We start from the raw sequence: 16,326 nt of genomic DNA, 5'->3' as shown, positions 1-16,326 counted from the left end.
GAGGCGGCAATGTCATGGCTATTTATGTGAATGAACCCGGGCGACCGACTGGCACAAGGCTTCCAGAAGTGTTCAAGGATCGGCCGGTCGGCTCTGTCACGGAGCTGGTCGAAGGGCACCGCATTAATCCCAACCGGAACGATGCCATCGACCCTGAAGTGTTGAATGCTCAATGGCCTGCCCATACACCAGAACAGGCCGCTGAACGGTACCAGCAAAGCTCGACCGAGCAACCTGAGCCCGAGCGTCCGTACCTGCCGGCCAAGAAGCTGGCAACGAAAGAGCTGTTCAGTGTCGACACCTCAGCAACGCTCGCTCAGGGCATGAGTGACATGTCCCGCCACGGCATCCACCACTTGGTTGTGGTCGCAGAGGGCGACGTTGCCGGTGTGGTGGAGCGCCAGTGGATACTTGCCTGGCTATTGGAAACCAACCGGTCGGCGAATCAGACTACCTTTAGCCAGATCGAGCTACCGCCCTTCCTGACAGCCACGCCAGAGACCGACAGCCACCTGCTGGCGCGGTTGATGCTGGCGCACCGGTTAGATGCCGCGCTCCTGATTAACCGGGAAGGTCAACCGGCCGGCATCGTCACCAGTACAGACTTCCTTCGGCTCTACGCCGACACAAGAAGCCAGCAAAGCAGCGTCTGACCCCACTACCGGGTCAGAAGCTGTTGAGCTGGCGACCCTCGCCACTGAACAGAACCACGGCCCAGGTCCGACTGCCCGCACTGCCCATTTCAACCAGGGCTGTAATTTCATCGTTACGGTAGTTGGCAAGCTTCACAATCCGCGCATTGGGCTCGGCGGGCTGGCTTCGCCATATTTCCTCAGACTCCGGGTCGTTGAGCGGCGATGCGGACGAAACCCGGGCCAGAATTGGCCGAAGCTCCCCGGCTGGGTTACTACCATCACCTGAAAAATCGCCATCACTTGAGCCTGCCACAATCACGGCTTGGTCAAATACCTGATTCGTCAGGAGCGTTTCCGTCGACACATCATCAGCGTCATTGAAGGTTTTAGCCCCAGTGAAGCCACCGCCTGGCGTGTACCTCAAGAGGAACCCGGCCTGGCTGTTTGTTGCCTCGCGGGTAAGTGCCTTGGCAAAGGTCTCCTCGCCATCTTCATTAATCACCGGTGAACCAAAATAACGGCCCTGACTATTACCGGTCAGCCATACCAGGTTATCGGAAACAGAAACGGCCGTCGTGATGTCAGCGGCCTGGGTACCCCGCTGATAGACATTCAGGTCAAGGTCCCGGCTGGTTGCAGTGAAGAAGAAAATGTCATCCTCCCCAAGCTGGGCCGCACCATTGACCGAACCACGGGTGTTTCCAGCAGCCATTGCTCCCTGGCTGGCCAAGCCACCCCCAACCACGGTCTCGTCCAGTCCAGAGCCGGCCTGACGGGTCCAGGCAACGGCTGGCACAAGGTCGGCGCCTTCTTCCTGGTCATCGATACGCTGGACAAAACTGTCTACGCCGCCAGCGCCGATTTGCCCGGGCCATACGCCGGAAGTCTCACCGCTGACAAACACCGTGTACGTCGGATCCAGGCCGGCCCAGCGTGGATTATCGTTGCCGGATGTCCCGCTTTGGATTTCCCAGACCGGGACATAGGTTCCTGGAACGCTGTCAAATTTCAGCAACACCGTCACCAGGTCCGTTCCACCCGCATTGGTGGCACCATTCAGGCTCCCATCGGTTCCCCAGGAAATGACCAGGCGACGGGACCACTCATTCGCTGCTTCAAGCTTTTCGGCATAGGCGAGCACAGGCTCTCCACCACCGACAACTGGCGCGGCAGGAAGCACAATGGGCCCCAGGCTGGGAGCGCCCAGGCGATCCCACACCCGGATTTCAGCCTGACCGCCAACGCTGTCATAGCCGGCGACGAAAATACGCCCGTCGTGCCCAACCTTCATATCCGTGGGTACAAAGCCGCCGTCATTACCCACCAGCAGGCTGGAGGTCAGCTCATTAAGCCCTACGTGGAGAGAGGTTTGCTCACTGCCAGCGTAACCTTCCCGGCCGGCCTGGAACGTTTCATCAATGATGATGTCGACAAACTTGTCGTTGTCGAGAAAGTTGGCAAAGGTATTCAGGGTGACAACGCGGAAACGGGCTTCGTCAACGCCGTCGGGAAACGTCAGTTCATTGCCAGCTTGCCAACCGCCGCCAGCCGCCGGAACCTGAAGTTCGTAATCCTGACCAGCAATAGCGCTGCTGATAGGCGTTGAGCCTAACCTTGCCTTGAACGTGCCTTCACGCTCGCCATTGAGTCGAACCACGTATTCGGGAATATCGGCTGGGTTCGCTGGCGCAAGCTCTGCGTTGATCGCATCCCGGGACAGGCCGAGCACCGTCTCCAGTGATGCCGAAGGCTCGTTGTCCTTGATGACCAGACCAATATCCAGCTCGTTCTTGCCGTTACCGAAACTGACCATACCTTCCCGAATGTCGGTAAAGGCCAGCGTGAACGTCTCAGGCTCCTCCGCAACAGCATCATCAATCACTTCCAGGCGGATATAACATTCGGTAATGCCCGGCGCCAGGGTGATGACACCTTTGGTGTAATCCACCCCGTTATCATCCAGCTGGTAGGCCAGGTACTCGGGCACCGGCAAATCACCGAAACTGCCATTACCCCAACCGACAACATCGTGGCCGAGGGTCGCCCGAGACTGGTTCTGGGAGCTGTACTCGCACATCTGGTGCGGGGGCGTGACGTTAGCGCCACTTTCACAATCGTCTGGATTGAACTGACTGCGAAGCTCAAACGCCAACTGGGTTTCGACAACCGAAGGCTGGTCCAGGGTGACTCGCACGAGGACTGGCTGTGTGGAAGAGGTTTTCTCCGACGTCCCGGTCTGCTCACCGGCGTCATCGTAGAGGTTTACGGTGTAGGTATGCTCACCCGGCCCGCCCATTGGTGGCAGTTCACAGCTGTCCTCGGCGCCGCTGTCATAGCTGTCGGTATCGGCACTGCCTTCAACCAGGTCAGCGCCCAGCAAGGTGATGTCGTTTGTTTCAACGGTAATGTTAAAAGGCTGGAGCCCCACCCGGCTTCCGTCGGTGGTCAGCAGGGTAATGTTCTTGGTTTCGCCAAGGTCGGCATCCCCGCGTTCACCGCCGGTGATGCCAGGAACGCCTCGCATGATAATGCCCTGACGGGCCTTGTTGCTGGTATCTTCGAGACCTAACCAGGAAGGCGCGTTGGTCAGTGAATAGCTGAGGATACCCTCCCCACCATCAGCGCCAAAGTTGTAGTAGTACTCGACGCCCAAATAGGCCCTGGCCGGCGGAATTCCGATAACCGTCGGATCGTCCGCTGCCTTTTTGGTTTTGCAGCCCGCCAGTCCGGAAACCGCGACGACAGCAAGGACTACCGATATGGCACGGGGCAACGAGGCAGGAAACGATTCAACACGCATGCATAAGTCCATTTCGAAAATTGTTGTTATGGGCCGGTGGGTTACACACCGTTACAGAACCTTCCCATGGTAATCAATTTGCTATGCTGGCTATCTGCGCGAGTTCTCAGAATCGTGTAGGGATTCCGCTATGGCCCCCTCAGCCCGTGGGCTGAAGGGACGCGATATAATCCATAAATTCCTGTTCAGTCATAACTTTAAGGCCAAGGGACTGGGCCTTGGTCAGTTTCGAGCCCGCAGCCTCGCCCGCGACCACACAACTGGTCTTCGAGGACACGCTCCCCGCGACTTTGGCACCCAACTTTTCCAGAATGTCCTTGGCTTCGGAACGCCCCATGGTAGTAAGGGTACCCGTCAACACCCAGGTCTCCCCCAACAGCGGCTGCTCATTTTCGCTGACCAATTCCTGCTGCCACGCGACGCCGTTGTCTTTCAAGGACTGGATCGTTTCCTGATTATGGGGTTGGCTAAAGAAACTCTGAACATGGCCCGCAACGATCGGGCCGACATCTGGCACCTGCTGCAAGGCCTCCTCGTCGGCCTCGGACACCGCCTCAAGCGTACCAAAATGCCGCGCGAGCCCTTTCGCCGTTGCTTCGCCCACCTCCCGGATACCCAGCGCGTATATGAAACGCCACAACTCCGGTGCCTTTGAGCCATCAATAGCCTGAATGAGGTTGGATGCGGATTTGTCGCCCATGCGCTCCAACCCGACCAGATCGGCTTTCCGAAGCCGGTAGATGTCTGCCACGGTCTTCACCAACTCCCGGTCTACCAGGGAGTCGATGAGCTTGTCTCCCAGCCCTTCAATATCCATCGCCTTGCGGGAAGCGTAATGGCGAATCGCTTCCTTTCTCTGGGCTGGGCAGAATAGCCCTCCAGAACACCGGGCAACCGCCTCACCCTCCACCTGAAGGACGTCGGAACCACAGACGGGGCACGCCTCGGGCAAGTGAATCTCACCAGCCCCCTGTGGCCGCTGCTCAGTGACCACTTTGACCACCTGCGGGATGACATCCCCTGCCCGGCGAACAAACACGGTATCGCCAATATGGATATCCAGGCGGCGTATTTCGTCCATGTTGTGCAAGGTGGCATTGCTCACGGTAACACCACCGACAAAAACCGGCTTGAGACGGGCAACCGGCGTCACGGCCCCGGTACGGCCAACCTGGAATTCAACATCCTCCAGCACCGTCAACGCCTCTTCCGCCGGAAACTTGTGGGCGATGGCCCAACGGGGCGCACGGGATACGAACCCGAGACGGCTCTGAAGATCCAGGCGATTTACCTTGAAAACAATGCCGTCGATTTCATACGGCAGTTCCCCGCGCTTCGCGAGCAGATCATTGTAAGCGTCCAGGCAGCCGTCCGCGCCCACAACCAATGACATCTCCGGGTTGATGCGAAAGCCCCACTCCCGAACCTGCTGCAGACAGTCCCAGTGGGTTGAAGGCAGCACCCCCTCATCAGGAACCGCTACGCTGTAGGCACACATCTCAAGGGGGCGCTTTGCGGTAATCGCCGGATTTTTCTGGCGCAAGCTGCCAGCTGCCGCGTTTCTTGGGTTGACGAAGGTTTTCTCGCCCTGGTTTCCAAGATTTTTATTGAGCGCTTCAAACCCCGCCTTGGGCATGTAAACCTCTCCCCGCACCTCGACCACGCCGGGGAAGCTGTCACCCCGCAAGCGCAGTGGGATAGAAGGAATGGTTCGAATATTCGCAGTGATGTCCTCACCAATGTAACCATCGCCCCGGGTTGCGGCCTTAACCAGAACACCGTCTTCGTAATGCAGGCTGACCGCAAGACCATCCAGTTTGGGCTCACACACGAATTCGACCGGTTCGTCAGACTCCAGGCGGTCGTGAATCCTGCGTTCGAAGTCCCGCAACTCGATATCATCAAACACATTATCCAAAGACAACATGGGGATACGGTGGGTGACCGCATCAAACGAGGTCTCTCCCAAGGCCCCAACACGTTGGGTCGGCGAGTCCGGCGTCACCAGCTCAGGGTGTTTCAGCTCCAGGTCCTTGAGCGCCCGGAACAGGCGGTCGTACTCCACATCGGGTATCTGAGGGTCATCCAGTACGTAGTAACGGTAGTTATGGTCATCAATCTGTTGGCGCAGTTCGTCGACCTGCTGTTGAACGGTAGGCGTACCTGTGGGCATGATCTGGAATCCTGAAACTGAACAAAAAACGCCCGGAACTCCCGGGCGCTCAATAAAATGTCTGTATTGCCGGCGACTTACTGGCGCGGTGACCGGCGCTTACGCTCATATTCCCGAATGCGCTGGCGACAGTGCTCGATGGTCTGGGCCGTCATGACGCTACGCCGCTCGTCCTTCAGCTCACCCCCCATGTTGCGCACCACGCACTGAGCGGTTTCCAGCATGAAGTCGAAAGCCTGCATTGAATTGGAAGGGCCTGGCACGCTCATGAAGAAGCTGATCCCCGGCGTCGTCAACGTTTCAATATCATCGGGCCTGAATGTCCCCGGCTCAACGGCATTGGCCACACTGAACTGAACCGGGCTGACGGTATCGAATTCCTCATGGCGGTGGTAAATATCCATATCACCGTACAAAAGGCCACAGGCTTCGAAAAGCTGCTTCAGCGCTCGGCCCGGAAAATCCTGCCCCTGCTTGGCCAGGACGTTGATCACAATCACTTCCTGCGCTTCCGGGCGGTTGGCTCCGGCAGGCGGCTGATTCTGTTGATCGTCAATTCTACTGCGGGCCGCTGTGTCCTGCTCAACGTCTGTCGTCTGGTCAGGAGCAAGCGCCTCAATGCCCGACTCGTCCTCCGGTTCCTGGCGTGGTTTCAGATCTTCTGCAGGCTTGATAACACGGGGTTCCCCGACAATGCCTTCATCGCCGGCCTCAATACCCAGCTCGTTGTCCGGCTCGTTATCCAGCGCTCCCCAACCGGCGTCTTCGCTAAAGGCAGGCTCATCGAAGCTCTCATGAACCTCTTCCACTGGCGGCTCGCGCTCTGTTTCTGCGGACACCACCGGCCGTGTCGGCTTTGGCTCCGGCGCAGCAAAACGGCTTTTGGCTGCCTTCTTGACATACCCTCGCTCTTCGAGGGTTTCGCGGGATATTGTTCGCGCGCCACCGTTGGGCAACTCCGGGTTGTAATCCTCGTCCAGCGGAGAGTCCTGAAGATCATTGGCCCCCATTCCGGAAGAAATCGCCATCGACTCTTTGCGAGCCCGGCGCATCCGGCGTAAGCCATCAATAACAATACCAAGAATAACAAGGGTACCTATGGCAATTAACCATTCCCTAAGAGACATAATGTTGCTGTCCTGTGTGCGTTCCGCTTAACGTCGATACTCTATGAAAAGCCTGCTTTGAATACAACGCGTGTGCAGGCCATATGGCTTTTTTGTCATCTTTTAACACAACTTACGCTTCCGCCAAGGCGGCCGCTTCCTCAACATCAACCGACACCAACCGGGAGCAACCCGGTTCGTGCATCGTCACGCCCATCAACTGGTCCGCCATCTCCATGGCGATCTTGTTGTGGCTGATGTAGATAAACTGAACCTGTTTCGACATCTCCTTGACCATGTTGGCATACCGCCCCACGTTGGCATCATCCAGCGGAGCATCCACTTCATCCAGCATACAGAATGGCGCTGGGTTGAGCTGGAAGATCGAGAACACCAGGGCAATGGCCGTTAACGCTTTTTCGCCACCGGAAAGCAGGTGGATAGTGCTGTTCTTCTTGCCCGGCGGCCGCGCCATGATGGTCACGCCGGTTTCCAGCAGGTCTTCCCCAGTCAGTTCCAGATAGGCATTACCGCCTCCGAACACTTTCGGGAACAAGGCCTGCAACCCACCATTCACCTGATCGAAGGTCTCCTTGAAGCGCTGCCGGGTTTCCCGGTCGATCTTGCGAATCGCGGTATCCAGGGTCTCCAGTGCCTCGGTGAGGTCCTCGTGCTGGCTGTCCAGGTAGGTCTTGCGCTCACTCTGAACCTGATACTCTTCAATCGCCGCCAGGTTGATCGCGCCAAGGCGCTGTATTCTGGCCGCAATTTTTTCCAGTTCCTCAGCCCAAACCTGCTCGGTTGCCTCTTCTGGCATCTGCTCAAGCACATCCTTGAGCTGAACATTCATTTCACGCAACTGCTCGACATGATTCGTCGAACGGATTTCCAGCGCCTGGGATTCCATCTTGAGCTTTTCAAGCCGACCGCGAACTTCCTGGATTTTGTGCTCGGTACCGCCACGCCCCTGCTCGACGTCACGAACCTCACGGTCAATCTCTTCCAGGGCATCCCGCGCCCTAGATAGCTTTTCTTCCTCGGCGATACGGCGCTCCAGCAGCCCTTCAAGCTGCATCTGGAGGTCTTCTATGGGCTCCTCGGCGCTTTCCCGGGTTTCCTGCAAGACCTCAACCCGTTCATCCAGCCGTTCCTTTTGCAGCGCCATACGGTCCTGAGTCTGTCGCAGCCCGTCCCGCTGGCTCTGCATCGTTTGCAGCTGCAGCTGCAGTTGATGGGCGTGATCGCGGTCATGGCGCGCCTGCTGACGCAAGTTATCGAGTTCTTCCCGCAGCCGGTCGCGCTGCTCCAGGAGGCGCTCTTTTTCTTCTTCGCTTTCTTCGGTTGCTTCCAGGGCTATCTGCCAGGCTTCGCGTTCTTCCGCCAGCAGCTCCTGCTGTTCCGCCAGCTGGGCGGCAACTTCTTCGCCTTCGTCGGTAATCCGCTGCAGGCGGGCTTCAATCTGCTCTGAGCGGGCCCGCAGGGCACTGATTTGCGAGCCAACCGCAGCCAGTTCACGTTCGATTTCCCCAATTGAACGCTGAGCTTCTTCGCGCTCTGCTTCCGCCCGCTCCAACGTCTCCTGGGCTTGAACCTGTGCGTCACTGGCGATGTCGAGTTCCTGAGTCGCCGCGTCAAAGTCCGCTTGCAACTGTTCCAGGCGCTTCTGACGTTCAATCACGCCCATTTGACCGCTGTCAGAATCCGGCAGGCGAACCCAACCGGGGCCGACCCACGTTCCTTCTCGGGTCAGCAGGGTTTGGCCTGGCTTCAACAGATGCCTCGTCGCCATCGCGGCGGCCAGGGTGTCGACAGGCTCGACCGTTGACAGCATGCCCGCCAAACCGCCGGGGTTGCGAACCTTCGCCAGCAACCCGCCGGACGCAGCGGCCTCTCCCTGCTCTACCAGTGCCGCTCCCCTCGGTGCCTGGGACAATGCGTCTTGGTGATCACCCAGTGACGGCACACAGACCCCATGGGTCATTTGTCCGAGCAGTTGTTCAACCGCAAATTCCCAGCCCGCATCAATATCCAGTTGCTGTGCGAGCCGGGGCATCGTTGTAAGCTCATGATCCGACAGCCACTGCTGCAGGTTGTCATCCTGTGAACCCAGCTGTTCATCCAGTAACGCCTGCTGCGACTCCAGCGTAGCTCTCAGCGTCTGCACACGCTGGCGACACTCTGAAACCGTCTGGTCGGATTCCCGGGTACGAGTACGGGCGTCCTGCACGCCCTCCAGAGCCTGCTCAATCCGCTCAGCCACCTCTTCCCGCCGAATCGAGCCCTCTTCCTGCTGTTCCGTGAGTTCGTCCAGTTCCTGACGATCGACCTGATTTTCCAGCAGGGATTGCTCTTCCGCCAATTTCTCGTGCCGGCTGCCCAGCTGCTCAATGGAATCCTCAAGTGAACGGATGCGGGACTGCGAAAGCTCCGCCTGGCGACGGGCATCGGATGACTTGGCGCTGAACGACTCCCAGCCCTGCTGCCAGTCATTCATCGCGTCCTCTGCAAGCTGCAGCCGTTCACTGGACTCTTCAGCCCGGATGCTCAGGCCTTCCTGCTCGGGCTCCATCATGTCGATCTCTTCCTGGATCGTCGCCAGCTTTTCCCGGTCCTGGTCCAGTTCGCGAGCAAGCTCTCTCAGGTTCGCCAGTGCCTGATCCAGTTCTGCGGCACTTTGCCGGCTTCGTTCACGCTGGTGTTCCAGACTTTGTTCGATCCGTGCAATGTCCGCACCGGCCTCGTAATAACGGGCCTGAGCCTTGTTGAAATGTTCGGTGCGATCGTGGTGGCTCTCCCGCAATGCCTCCAGGGAAGACTCCATGCTGACCCGCTCAGTTAGCCGTTTCTCAAGCTCAAGCTCGGTTTCACTGATTTTGGTTCGCCATGCCTGCAGGTCATTATCGAGGGACTGCCACTTGAGCACCGTCAGTTCGGCCTTCTTCAGCCGCTCTTCCTGCTTGTATTCCTTATAGCGCTCAGCTGCCTGGGCCTGGCGTTTAAGGTGCTGGAGCTGGCGATCAAGCTCTTCACGGAGGTCAGTGAGGCGTTCGAGGTTTTCCTGGGTACGGCGGATACGGCTTTCGGTCTCCTTACGCCGCTCCTTGTACTTGGAGATGCCCGCCGCTTCTTCAATATAGACTCGCAACTCTTCCGGCTTCGCTTCAATCAGCCGTGAGATCATGCCCTGTTCAATAATCGCGTAGCTGCGCGGCCCCAGGCCGGTTCCCAGGAACAGGTCAGTGATGTCACGGCGACGACATTTCGAGCCGTTCAGGAAATACTCAGACTGGCCTTCCCGGGACACCCGCCGGCGTACCGAGATTTCGGAAAAACGTGCAAATTCGCCCGGCGCTGACCCATCTGCGTTGTCGAACACCAGTTCGATGGACGCCTGGCCAACCGGTTTACGGGCGCTGGAGCCGTTGAAGATGACATCCGTCATCGATTCGCCCCGGAGGTATTTAGCTGAGCTTTCGCCCATTACCCAGCGCACGGCATCGATAATATTGGACTTGCCACAACCATTGGGACCAACGACTGCCGTCATGTTGGTTGGGAACGGCACCGTTGTCGGGTCGACAAAAGACTTGAAGCCTGCCAGTTTGATCGATTTCAGTCGCATATCTGGATAGTTCGCCCGGTTTAGCAGTCCACTACATTCATCTCAGCCCGGCCCTCAGGACTCAGACTGAATGTTCCTTTTCCAACACCTTCAGGACCTGTTGGCGCTGGTGTTCGCCAAACTCACGTATGGCCCGATCCAGCTCGCCCGCATCACCCTGGGTGCTGGCCTTTGAAATCCGTTGAAAAAACCGGATGGTTTCTACCAGTTCACCGTCAAAAGCCTGCATCGCGACATAATAGGTCCGGCTGATCGCAGGCTTGAAATTCTCCAGGGTTTCTTCAAGGAACGGATTGTCGACCATCCGATAGGCGTAGCGCATGATGGAAAAGCCGGCTTCAATGGCCTTCTCCCATGAATCCTTCGCCTGGCTCCCTGTTTCCGGCAGCATCGCCAATAAGCCGGCGATTTCCTGGTTGAGCCCAGCCCGATCGGCAACGGTCCATCGCTCCAGCAGGTTGCGCCCGAGCATGCACAGCAGCTCGATATAGATGTCATAAAGACTGTTTACGAGGTTAGGCGTCAGTTGAGAAACAACGGCCCCCCGCCTTGGAAATATTTCGACCAGGTGCCGCCGCTCGAGAATCAGCAAAGCCTCTCGCACCGACCCGCGACTGACATCCAGTTCACCGGCAACCTTGAGTTCCTGAATCCGCTCCCCGGGCGTAAGTAGCCCCGAGACAATGCGCTGACCCACAAACTGCGCAATTTGCTCTGATAGACTTTCGGGAGCTTGGAACTGCATGGAATGTGTCGCCTGCCTTACACTGGGAGTCGTCTGAATTTTCGGGTCAAAACAGGCTGCAAAGTGTAACACAGCCTTTTGCGTGTCCGCGTGACTTCGGAGGGCAAAAATCAGGGTTTCCGGGCAAATGGAGCGTGGCCTCCTGCGATCCGTCAAACTCTTGACACGTTCAATTGATCTGACCTGTCAAAGAAGCAATAAAAAATCCTTATCCGTTGTTATAAAAGACATTTATCAATGTGGCATCGAGCGTGCTTAATTCCTCTGTATCCTTATCCATGAGTCCGCAACATGTCTCGCAAGCACACACCTGGCATCGCCAAAATCGGTGAAGACCCCAATCAGCTGGCCAACATCCGACAAGCGACTGCGGAGTGGCAAAACAACACCAACCCCTTTGCAACCCTGGCTTGCCGACTTGCCACAACCCTGGTGCTTGAAGAGCAGATAGCCCTCTTTACCGAGACCCTTCAGGTACTGGTCCCGTTTGATCAGCTCACCTACCGGCACCAGATTGGCAAGCAGGAGATGATCCTGCGTCACGGCATGGGCGGGCCCCATCGCTGTGAATACCGTCTGACCTTGCAAGGCGAAAGCTATGGAGCAATGACGATTTCAAGACGTCAAAGGTTTGCTGAGGAAGAGCTGACGGCCATTGAGCAAATGCTGGCGGTTGCCATCAGTCATATACGAAATGCCTGCCAATATGCGGCCATTGAACAAACCGCACTGACTGACGCTCTCACCGCCATCCCCAACAAACGCGCTTTGGATGAGGCACTGACTAAAGCGTGCAGCATTGCCGAGCGCCATTGCGAAGACTACACACTCATTCTGTGCGACCTTGACCACTTCAAGCAGGTGAATGACAACCACGGACACATTATTGGAGACCATTTGCTGAGAGCCTGCGCCAAGGCCATCGAACTGGCGGTCAGAAATTCCGATGCCCTATTCAGGTTTGGCGGCGAGGAGTTTGCTGTCGTTCTCCCGCACACCAGCGAAAGGGACGCGCAGATCGTTGCAGAACGTATTCGTGAGCGGGTTGCCGAGATCAAGGTGAACTGCGGCGAAAGTGATCTGGCTGTGACCATCAGTGCGGGTATTGCCACCCGGCAACGGGCAGAAACCCCAGAGCAGTGGACAGCGAGGGCAGACGAGGCCCTCTACCGTGCCAAGAAAGCCGGGCGGAACCGCACCCGCATTGCCAACCGAATCGGCTGAGGTACAGGTAACGCTCCTGCCCTCAGCAATTCCAGAAGATCAGCGCTTGGTTGACCTCTGTTGAGGCTTACGCTGCCGGCCTTCCGGGCGTCCGTCACTCACCTGCCACTTTGAACCGGTAGTCTTGCGGGCAGACCGTGGAGGCTGCTTTTTACGCAGTCGGTCCTGGGCAGTCTTCTCCCCCGGCGTCTTATTCGGAATCGCCACAGGCTCCAGATCAACCGAGCGACTCAGGTCGTCTGTGGCTTTCTGGTCAAGCTCCTCCCAGCGTCCGATGGACAACCGGCTTGGCAGGAAGATCGGCCCGTAACGCACGCGCTTCAAACGGCTGACCCTGACCCCCTGTGATTCCCAGAGGCGGCGAACTTCGCGGTTACGCCCTTCCATCAAGGTCACGTGGAACCAACGGTTCAGCCCACTGCCGCCAGCGGGCGTGATGTCGGTAAATCGACCCATACCATCATCAAGCAGCACACCATCCTTCAAACGCTGGATCATCGCCTCGTCCACTTCGCCAAAGATCCGAACCGCATATTCACGGTCAACTTCGCTGGACGGGTGCATCAACCGGTTGGCCAGCTCGCCATCCGTGGTGAACAGCATTAACCCGGTGGTGTTGATGTCGAGGCGACCCACCGCAATCCAGCGCTGCTCCTTCAGGCGCGGCAGCTGGTCAAATACCGTTGGCCGACCTTCCGGGTCTTTACGGGACGTCACTTCACCTTCAGGCTTGTTGTACACCAACACCCGGCGCACCACTTCCGCCGCTGCCTCAAGTTGTACACGACGGCCATCCATTTCAATCCGATCCGCCGCCGTCGCCTTCTGCCCCATGGCAGCCACTTCGCCATTAACCTTGATGCGCCCCTCATCGATCAGAGCCTCAATGGCACGGCGTGAACCCAGCCCTGCCCTGGACAGCAGTTTTTGCAGGCGTTCCGGCTCGCCATGTTCTGCAGCCGGTGAATGTTCGTGACGGGAACGATGTGATCCCATGATGTTATCCTTTAAAGTCGTTCGCTAAATGCACCAGCACTGGGAAACTGCCCAGGGGTGCTCAGTGTATAGTTTGCGGGAGATGCTCAGCATCGGACTCGTCATCCACCGAGTCGCCAGGGTCAGACGGCGCTTCAGCAGCACCCTCCGAGAACTGAATTTCGCCCTGCATGTTCTTTTCGATTTCACGACCAATATCCTCAAGGTCGCGCACCTCTGACAATGGCGGCAGCTCGTCAAGGCTGGTCATATTGAAGTAGTCGAGAAACTGTCGGGTCGTCGCGTACATGGCCGGCCGTCCGGGAACATCCCGGTGGCCCACCACCCTCACCCATTCCCGCTCAAGCAAGGTCCGCACAATGTTGCTGCTCACCGTAACACCGCGGATTTCCTCGATCTCACCCCGGGTGATGGGCTGACGGTAAGCAATCAGTGCGAGGGTTTCCAGCAACGCCCTGGAGTATCGCTGGGGCTTTTCCTCGAACAAGCGGGCCACCCACTTCGCGTATTCATCCCGAACTTGCAGCCGGTATCCGCTGGCAACCTTTTTGAGCTCAAAGCCACGCCCCTCACAGGAGGCTTCAAGCTGGGCCATAACATGCTCCATAACCTGCCTTGGCGGCCGGCCACTTTCATCAAAAAGGTCCTGAAGCTGATCCAGCGACAACGGCTTGCCAGCGGCCAGCAAGGCCGCTTCAACGATAGCCTGCAAATGACGGATGCGTTCTTCGCTCATAGCAGCGTTTACCCGGATACCTGTATCTGTATGCGTCCTGAGCGTCAGCTGGACGCGCGGGAGCGGATGTGGATTGGCGCGAAAACGTCGCTTTGGACGACCTCAATCAGCTGCTCTTTGACCAGCTCCAGTGTTGCCAGAAACGTCACGACAACCCCCAGGCGCCCTTCTTCCGGCGTAAACAGGCTTTCAAAGCTGATAAACCGGTCGCCGCTCAACGCCTGCAAAATGGAAGACATGCGCTCACGAGTGGAAAGCCGCTCTTTCTCCACGTGGTGACTGGTAAACAGGTCTGCCCTTTTCAGCACCCCCTGCAAGGCCAGCAGCATCTCGCGCAGGTCGACGTCGGGGTGCGGCTGACTGCTCGGAAGCTTCGGCATTGCGGCAGAGCCCACAAAGGTATCCCGCTCGACCCGGGGTAACTCATCGATATCTTCCGCCGCCTTTTTGAAGCGCTCGTACTGCTGCAGCCGCCGGATCAATTCCGCTCTCGGGTCAGACTCATCGTCTTCCTCGCTGTCATGTCTGGGCAACAGCATTCGCGACTTGATCTCTGCCAGGGTGGCTGCCATCACCAGATACTCCGCAGCCAGTTCGAATCTCATCGCCTCTATGGCGTTGATGTAATCCATGTATTGGCGCGTAATTTCGCTGACATCGATATCCAGGATATCCATGTTCTGGCGGCGTATGAGATACAACAGCAAATCCAGAGGCCCTTCAAACGCCTCCAGAAAAACCGCCAGGGCATCGGGCGGAATGTAGAGATCTTTTGGCACTTCAACCAGAGGCTTTCCGGACACCACTGCCAACGGCGATGCCCCGGCAGGCACGGTGTCCTCCGGGGGCTCGACATTCACGTTGCTGGCAGCGTCTTCCATCATTTCCTGGCGAACACCTCAGAGCTTAACGATAGCTCAGGCCCATTGCCTCGCGGACTTCCTCAAGGGTATCCCTTGCGGCATCACGAGCCCGTTCACACCCTTCCTCGATAATGGAGCGTACCAGGTCGGGGCTGCTCTCATACTCTGCGGCACGCTCGTGCAATGGCCGCTGTTCTTCAACAATGGCATCGATCACAGGCTTTTTGCACTCAAGGCACCCGATACCCGCACTGCGACATCCCTTCTGGACCCACTGCTTGGTATCCTCATCTGAGTAGACTTCATGCAGCCCCCAGACCGGGCACTTCTCAGGCTCACCCGGATCGGTCAATCTCACTCGCTGAGGGTCGGTTTGCATGGTCCGAATTTTCTGAGCCACACTATCCGGCTCCTCGCGAAGCCCAATCGTGTTGTGATAGGACTTCGACATCTTCAGACCATCCAGACCTGGCATTTTCGACTCAGGCGTCAGCAGCGGTTGCGGCTCCGGCAAAATCACCTTACCACCGCCCTCAATATAGCCGTATAGGCGCTCACGGTCTCCGAGGGAAATATTTTGCTGCTCTTTCAGCAAAGCCCGCGCAGTCTCCAATGCCTCAAGGTCACCCTCTTCCTGGTACCGCTTCTTCAGTGCACGGTAAAGCTTGGCGTTCTTCTTGCCCATCTTGACGATGGCGCTTTCCGCATGCTCTTCAAAGCCGGGCTCGCGTCCGTAGATATGATTAAAGCGACGCGCAACTTCGCGGGTAATTTCAACGTGAGACACCTGATCCGCCCCGACCGGCACACGACCGGCCCGGTACATCAGGATATCGGCACTCTGCAACAACGGATACCCAAGAAAGCCGTAGGTCGCCAGGTCTTTCTCACGCAGCTTTTCCTGCTGGTCCTTATAAGTCGGCACCCGCTCCAACCAGCCCAGCGGGGTGATCATGGAAAGCAGCAGGTGAAGTTCCGCATGCTCTGGCACCTTGGACTGGATAAACATAGTGGAAGAGCCAGGGTTGACACCTGCGGCCAACCAGTCGATGACCATATCCCAGACACTTTCCTCAATCCGGCTCGGATCATCATAGTTGGTGGTCAGGGCGTGCCAGTCGGCAACAAAGAAGAAGCACTCGTATTCATGCTGGAGTTTCACCCAGTTTTTAAGCACACCGTGGTAGTGACCAAGGTGAAGCTTGCCAGTGGGGCGCATTCCTGACAGCACTCTTTGCTGGGAATCTACAGAACTCAAAGCATGAACTCCTTCTATTCAACAATGGGTGGCCACCCAACCGGTCGAGATGACTGGTCCGAGGCCTTTATCCAACCTCGCCAAGCGAGATTGACCGGCCATTATAGACCGATGCGAACGCCAGAGTAAGGCGCCCTGCGCCAAAACACAAAACCCCCGACTCCGGGA

Annotated in this window: 11 protein-coding genes; 2 read left to right on the top strand and 9 right to left on the bottom strand. The window is 57.5% G+C overall.

The annotated features are described in order from the left end of the window. Positions 1-14 precede the first annotated feature (14 nt). On the top strand, positions 15-653 hold the full coding sequence (locus tag BMZ67_RS09385; RefSeq protein WP_092021890.1) for a CBS domain-containing protein: 639 nt from the start codon (positions 15-17) through the stop codon (positions 651-653). A gap of 13 nt (positions 654-666) precedes the next feature. On the opposite strand, the gene BMZ67_RS09380 is transcribed toward BMZ67_RS09385, so the two are convergent. From BMZ67_RS09380 to BMZ67_RS09360, 5 genes are all read right to left on the bottom strand, one after another. Next, positions 667-3,435, bottom strand: a complete 2,769-nt coding sequence (locus BMZ67_RS09380; RefSeq protein WP_092021888.1) for a hypothetical protein — start codon at positions 3,433-3,435, stop codon at positions 667-669. 139 nt (positions 3,436-3,574) lie between these two features. Then, entirely contained in the window at positions 3,575-5,608 is a 2,034-nt protein-coding gene (gene ligA, locus BMZ67_RS09375; RefSeq protein WP_092021886.1) for an NAD-dependent DNA ligase LigA, read from the bottom strand. Between the two features lie 77 nt (positions 5,609-5,685). Then, positions 5,686-6,735, bottom strand: coding sequence for a cell division protein ZipA (gene zipA / locus BMZ67_RS09370; RefSeq protein ID WP_092021884.1), 1,050 nt, complete (start codon positions 6,733-6,735; stop codon positions 5,686-5,688). A 112-nt stretch (positions 6,736-6,847) separates the two neighbouring features. Further along, entirely contained in the window at positions 6,848-10,336 is a 3,489-nt protein-coding gene (gene smc, locus BMZ67_RS09365; protein WP_092021881.1) for a chromosome segregation protein SMC, read from the bottom strand. A gap of 61 nt (positions 10,337-10,397) precedes the next feature. Continuing rightward, positions 10,398-11,081 (bottom strand): GntR family transcriptional regulator, encoded by a 684-nt coding sequence (locus BMZ67_RS09360; RefSeq protein WP_092021879.1) that lies wholly within the window; start codon positions 11,079-11,081, stop codon positions 10,398-10,400. Positions 11,082-11,372: 291 nt separating this feature from the next. Between BMZ67_RS09360 and BMZ67_RS09355 the strand changes: the two genes are divergently transcribed. Further along, positions 11,373-12,305, top strand: coding sequence for a GGDEF domain-containing protein (locus BMZ67_RS09355; protein ID WP_092021877.1), 933 nt, complete (start codon positions 11,373-11,375; stop codon positions 12,303-12,305). Positions 12,306-12,344: 39 nt separating this feature from the next. On the opposite strand, the gene rluB is transcribed toward BMZ67_RS09355, so the two are convergent. The 4 genes from rluB to BMZ67_RS09335 form a co-directional block, all read right to left on the bottom strand. Beyond that, on the bottom strand, positions 12,345-13,301 hold the full coding sequence (gene rluB / locus BMZ67_RS09350; protein WP_092021875.1) for a 23S rRNA pseudouridine(2605) synthase RluB: 957 nt from the start codon (positions 13,299-13,301) through the stop codon (positions 12,345-12,347). Between the two features lie 61 nt (positions 13,302-13,362). Next, entirely contained in the window at positions 13,363-14,037 is a 675-nt protein-coding gene (scpB, locus tag BMZ67_RS09345) for an SMC-Scp complex subunit ScpB (RefSeq protein ID WP_092021873.1), read from the bottom strand. A 44-nt stretch (positions 14,038-14,081) separates the two neighbouring features. Next, on the bottom strand, positions 14,082-14,921 hold the full coding sequence (locus BMZ67_RS09340) for a segregation and condensation protein A (RefSeq protein ID WP_245749920.1): 840 nt from the start codon (positions 14,919-14,921) through the stop codon (positions 14,082-14,084). A 22-nt stretch (positions 14,922-14,943) separates the two neighbouring features. After that, on the bottom strand, positions 14,944-16,158 hold the full coding sequence (locus BMZ67_RS09335; RefSeq protein WP_092021869.1) for a tryptophan--tRNA ligase: 1,215 nt from the start codon (positions 16,156-16,158) through the stop codon (positions 14,944-14,946). Positions 16,159-16,326 lie beyond the last annotated feature (168 nt).

This window comes from Marinobacter zhejiangensis, assembly GCF_900114775.1.
Taxonomy (GTDB): Bacteria; Pseudomonadota; Gammaproteobacteria; order Pseudomonadales; family Oleiphilaceae; genus Marinobacter; species Marinobacter zhejiangensis.
Note: the sequence above shows the minus strand (reverse complement) of the source record. Positions and strands in the feature narration are given on the sequence as shown.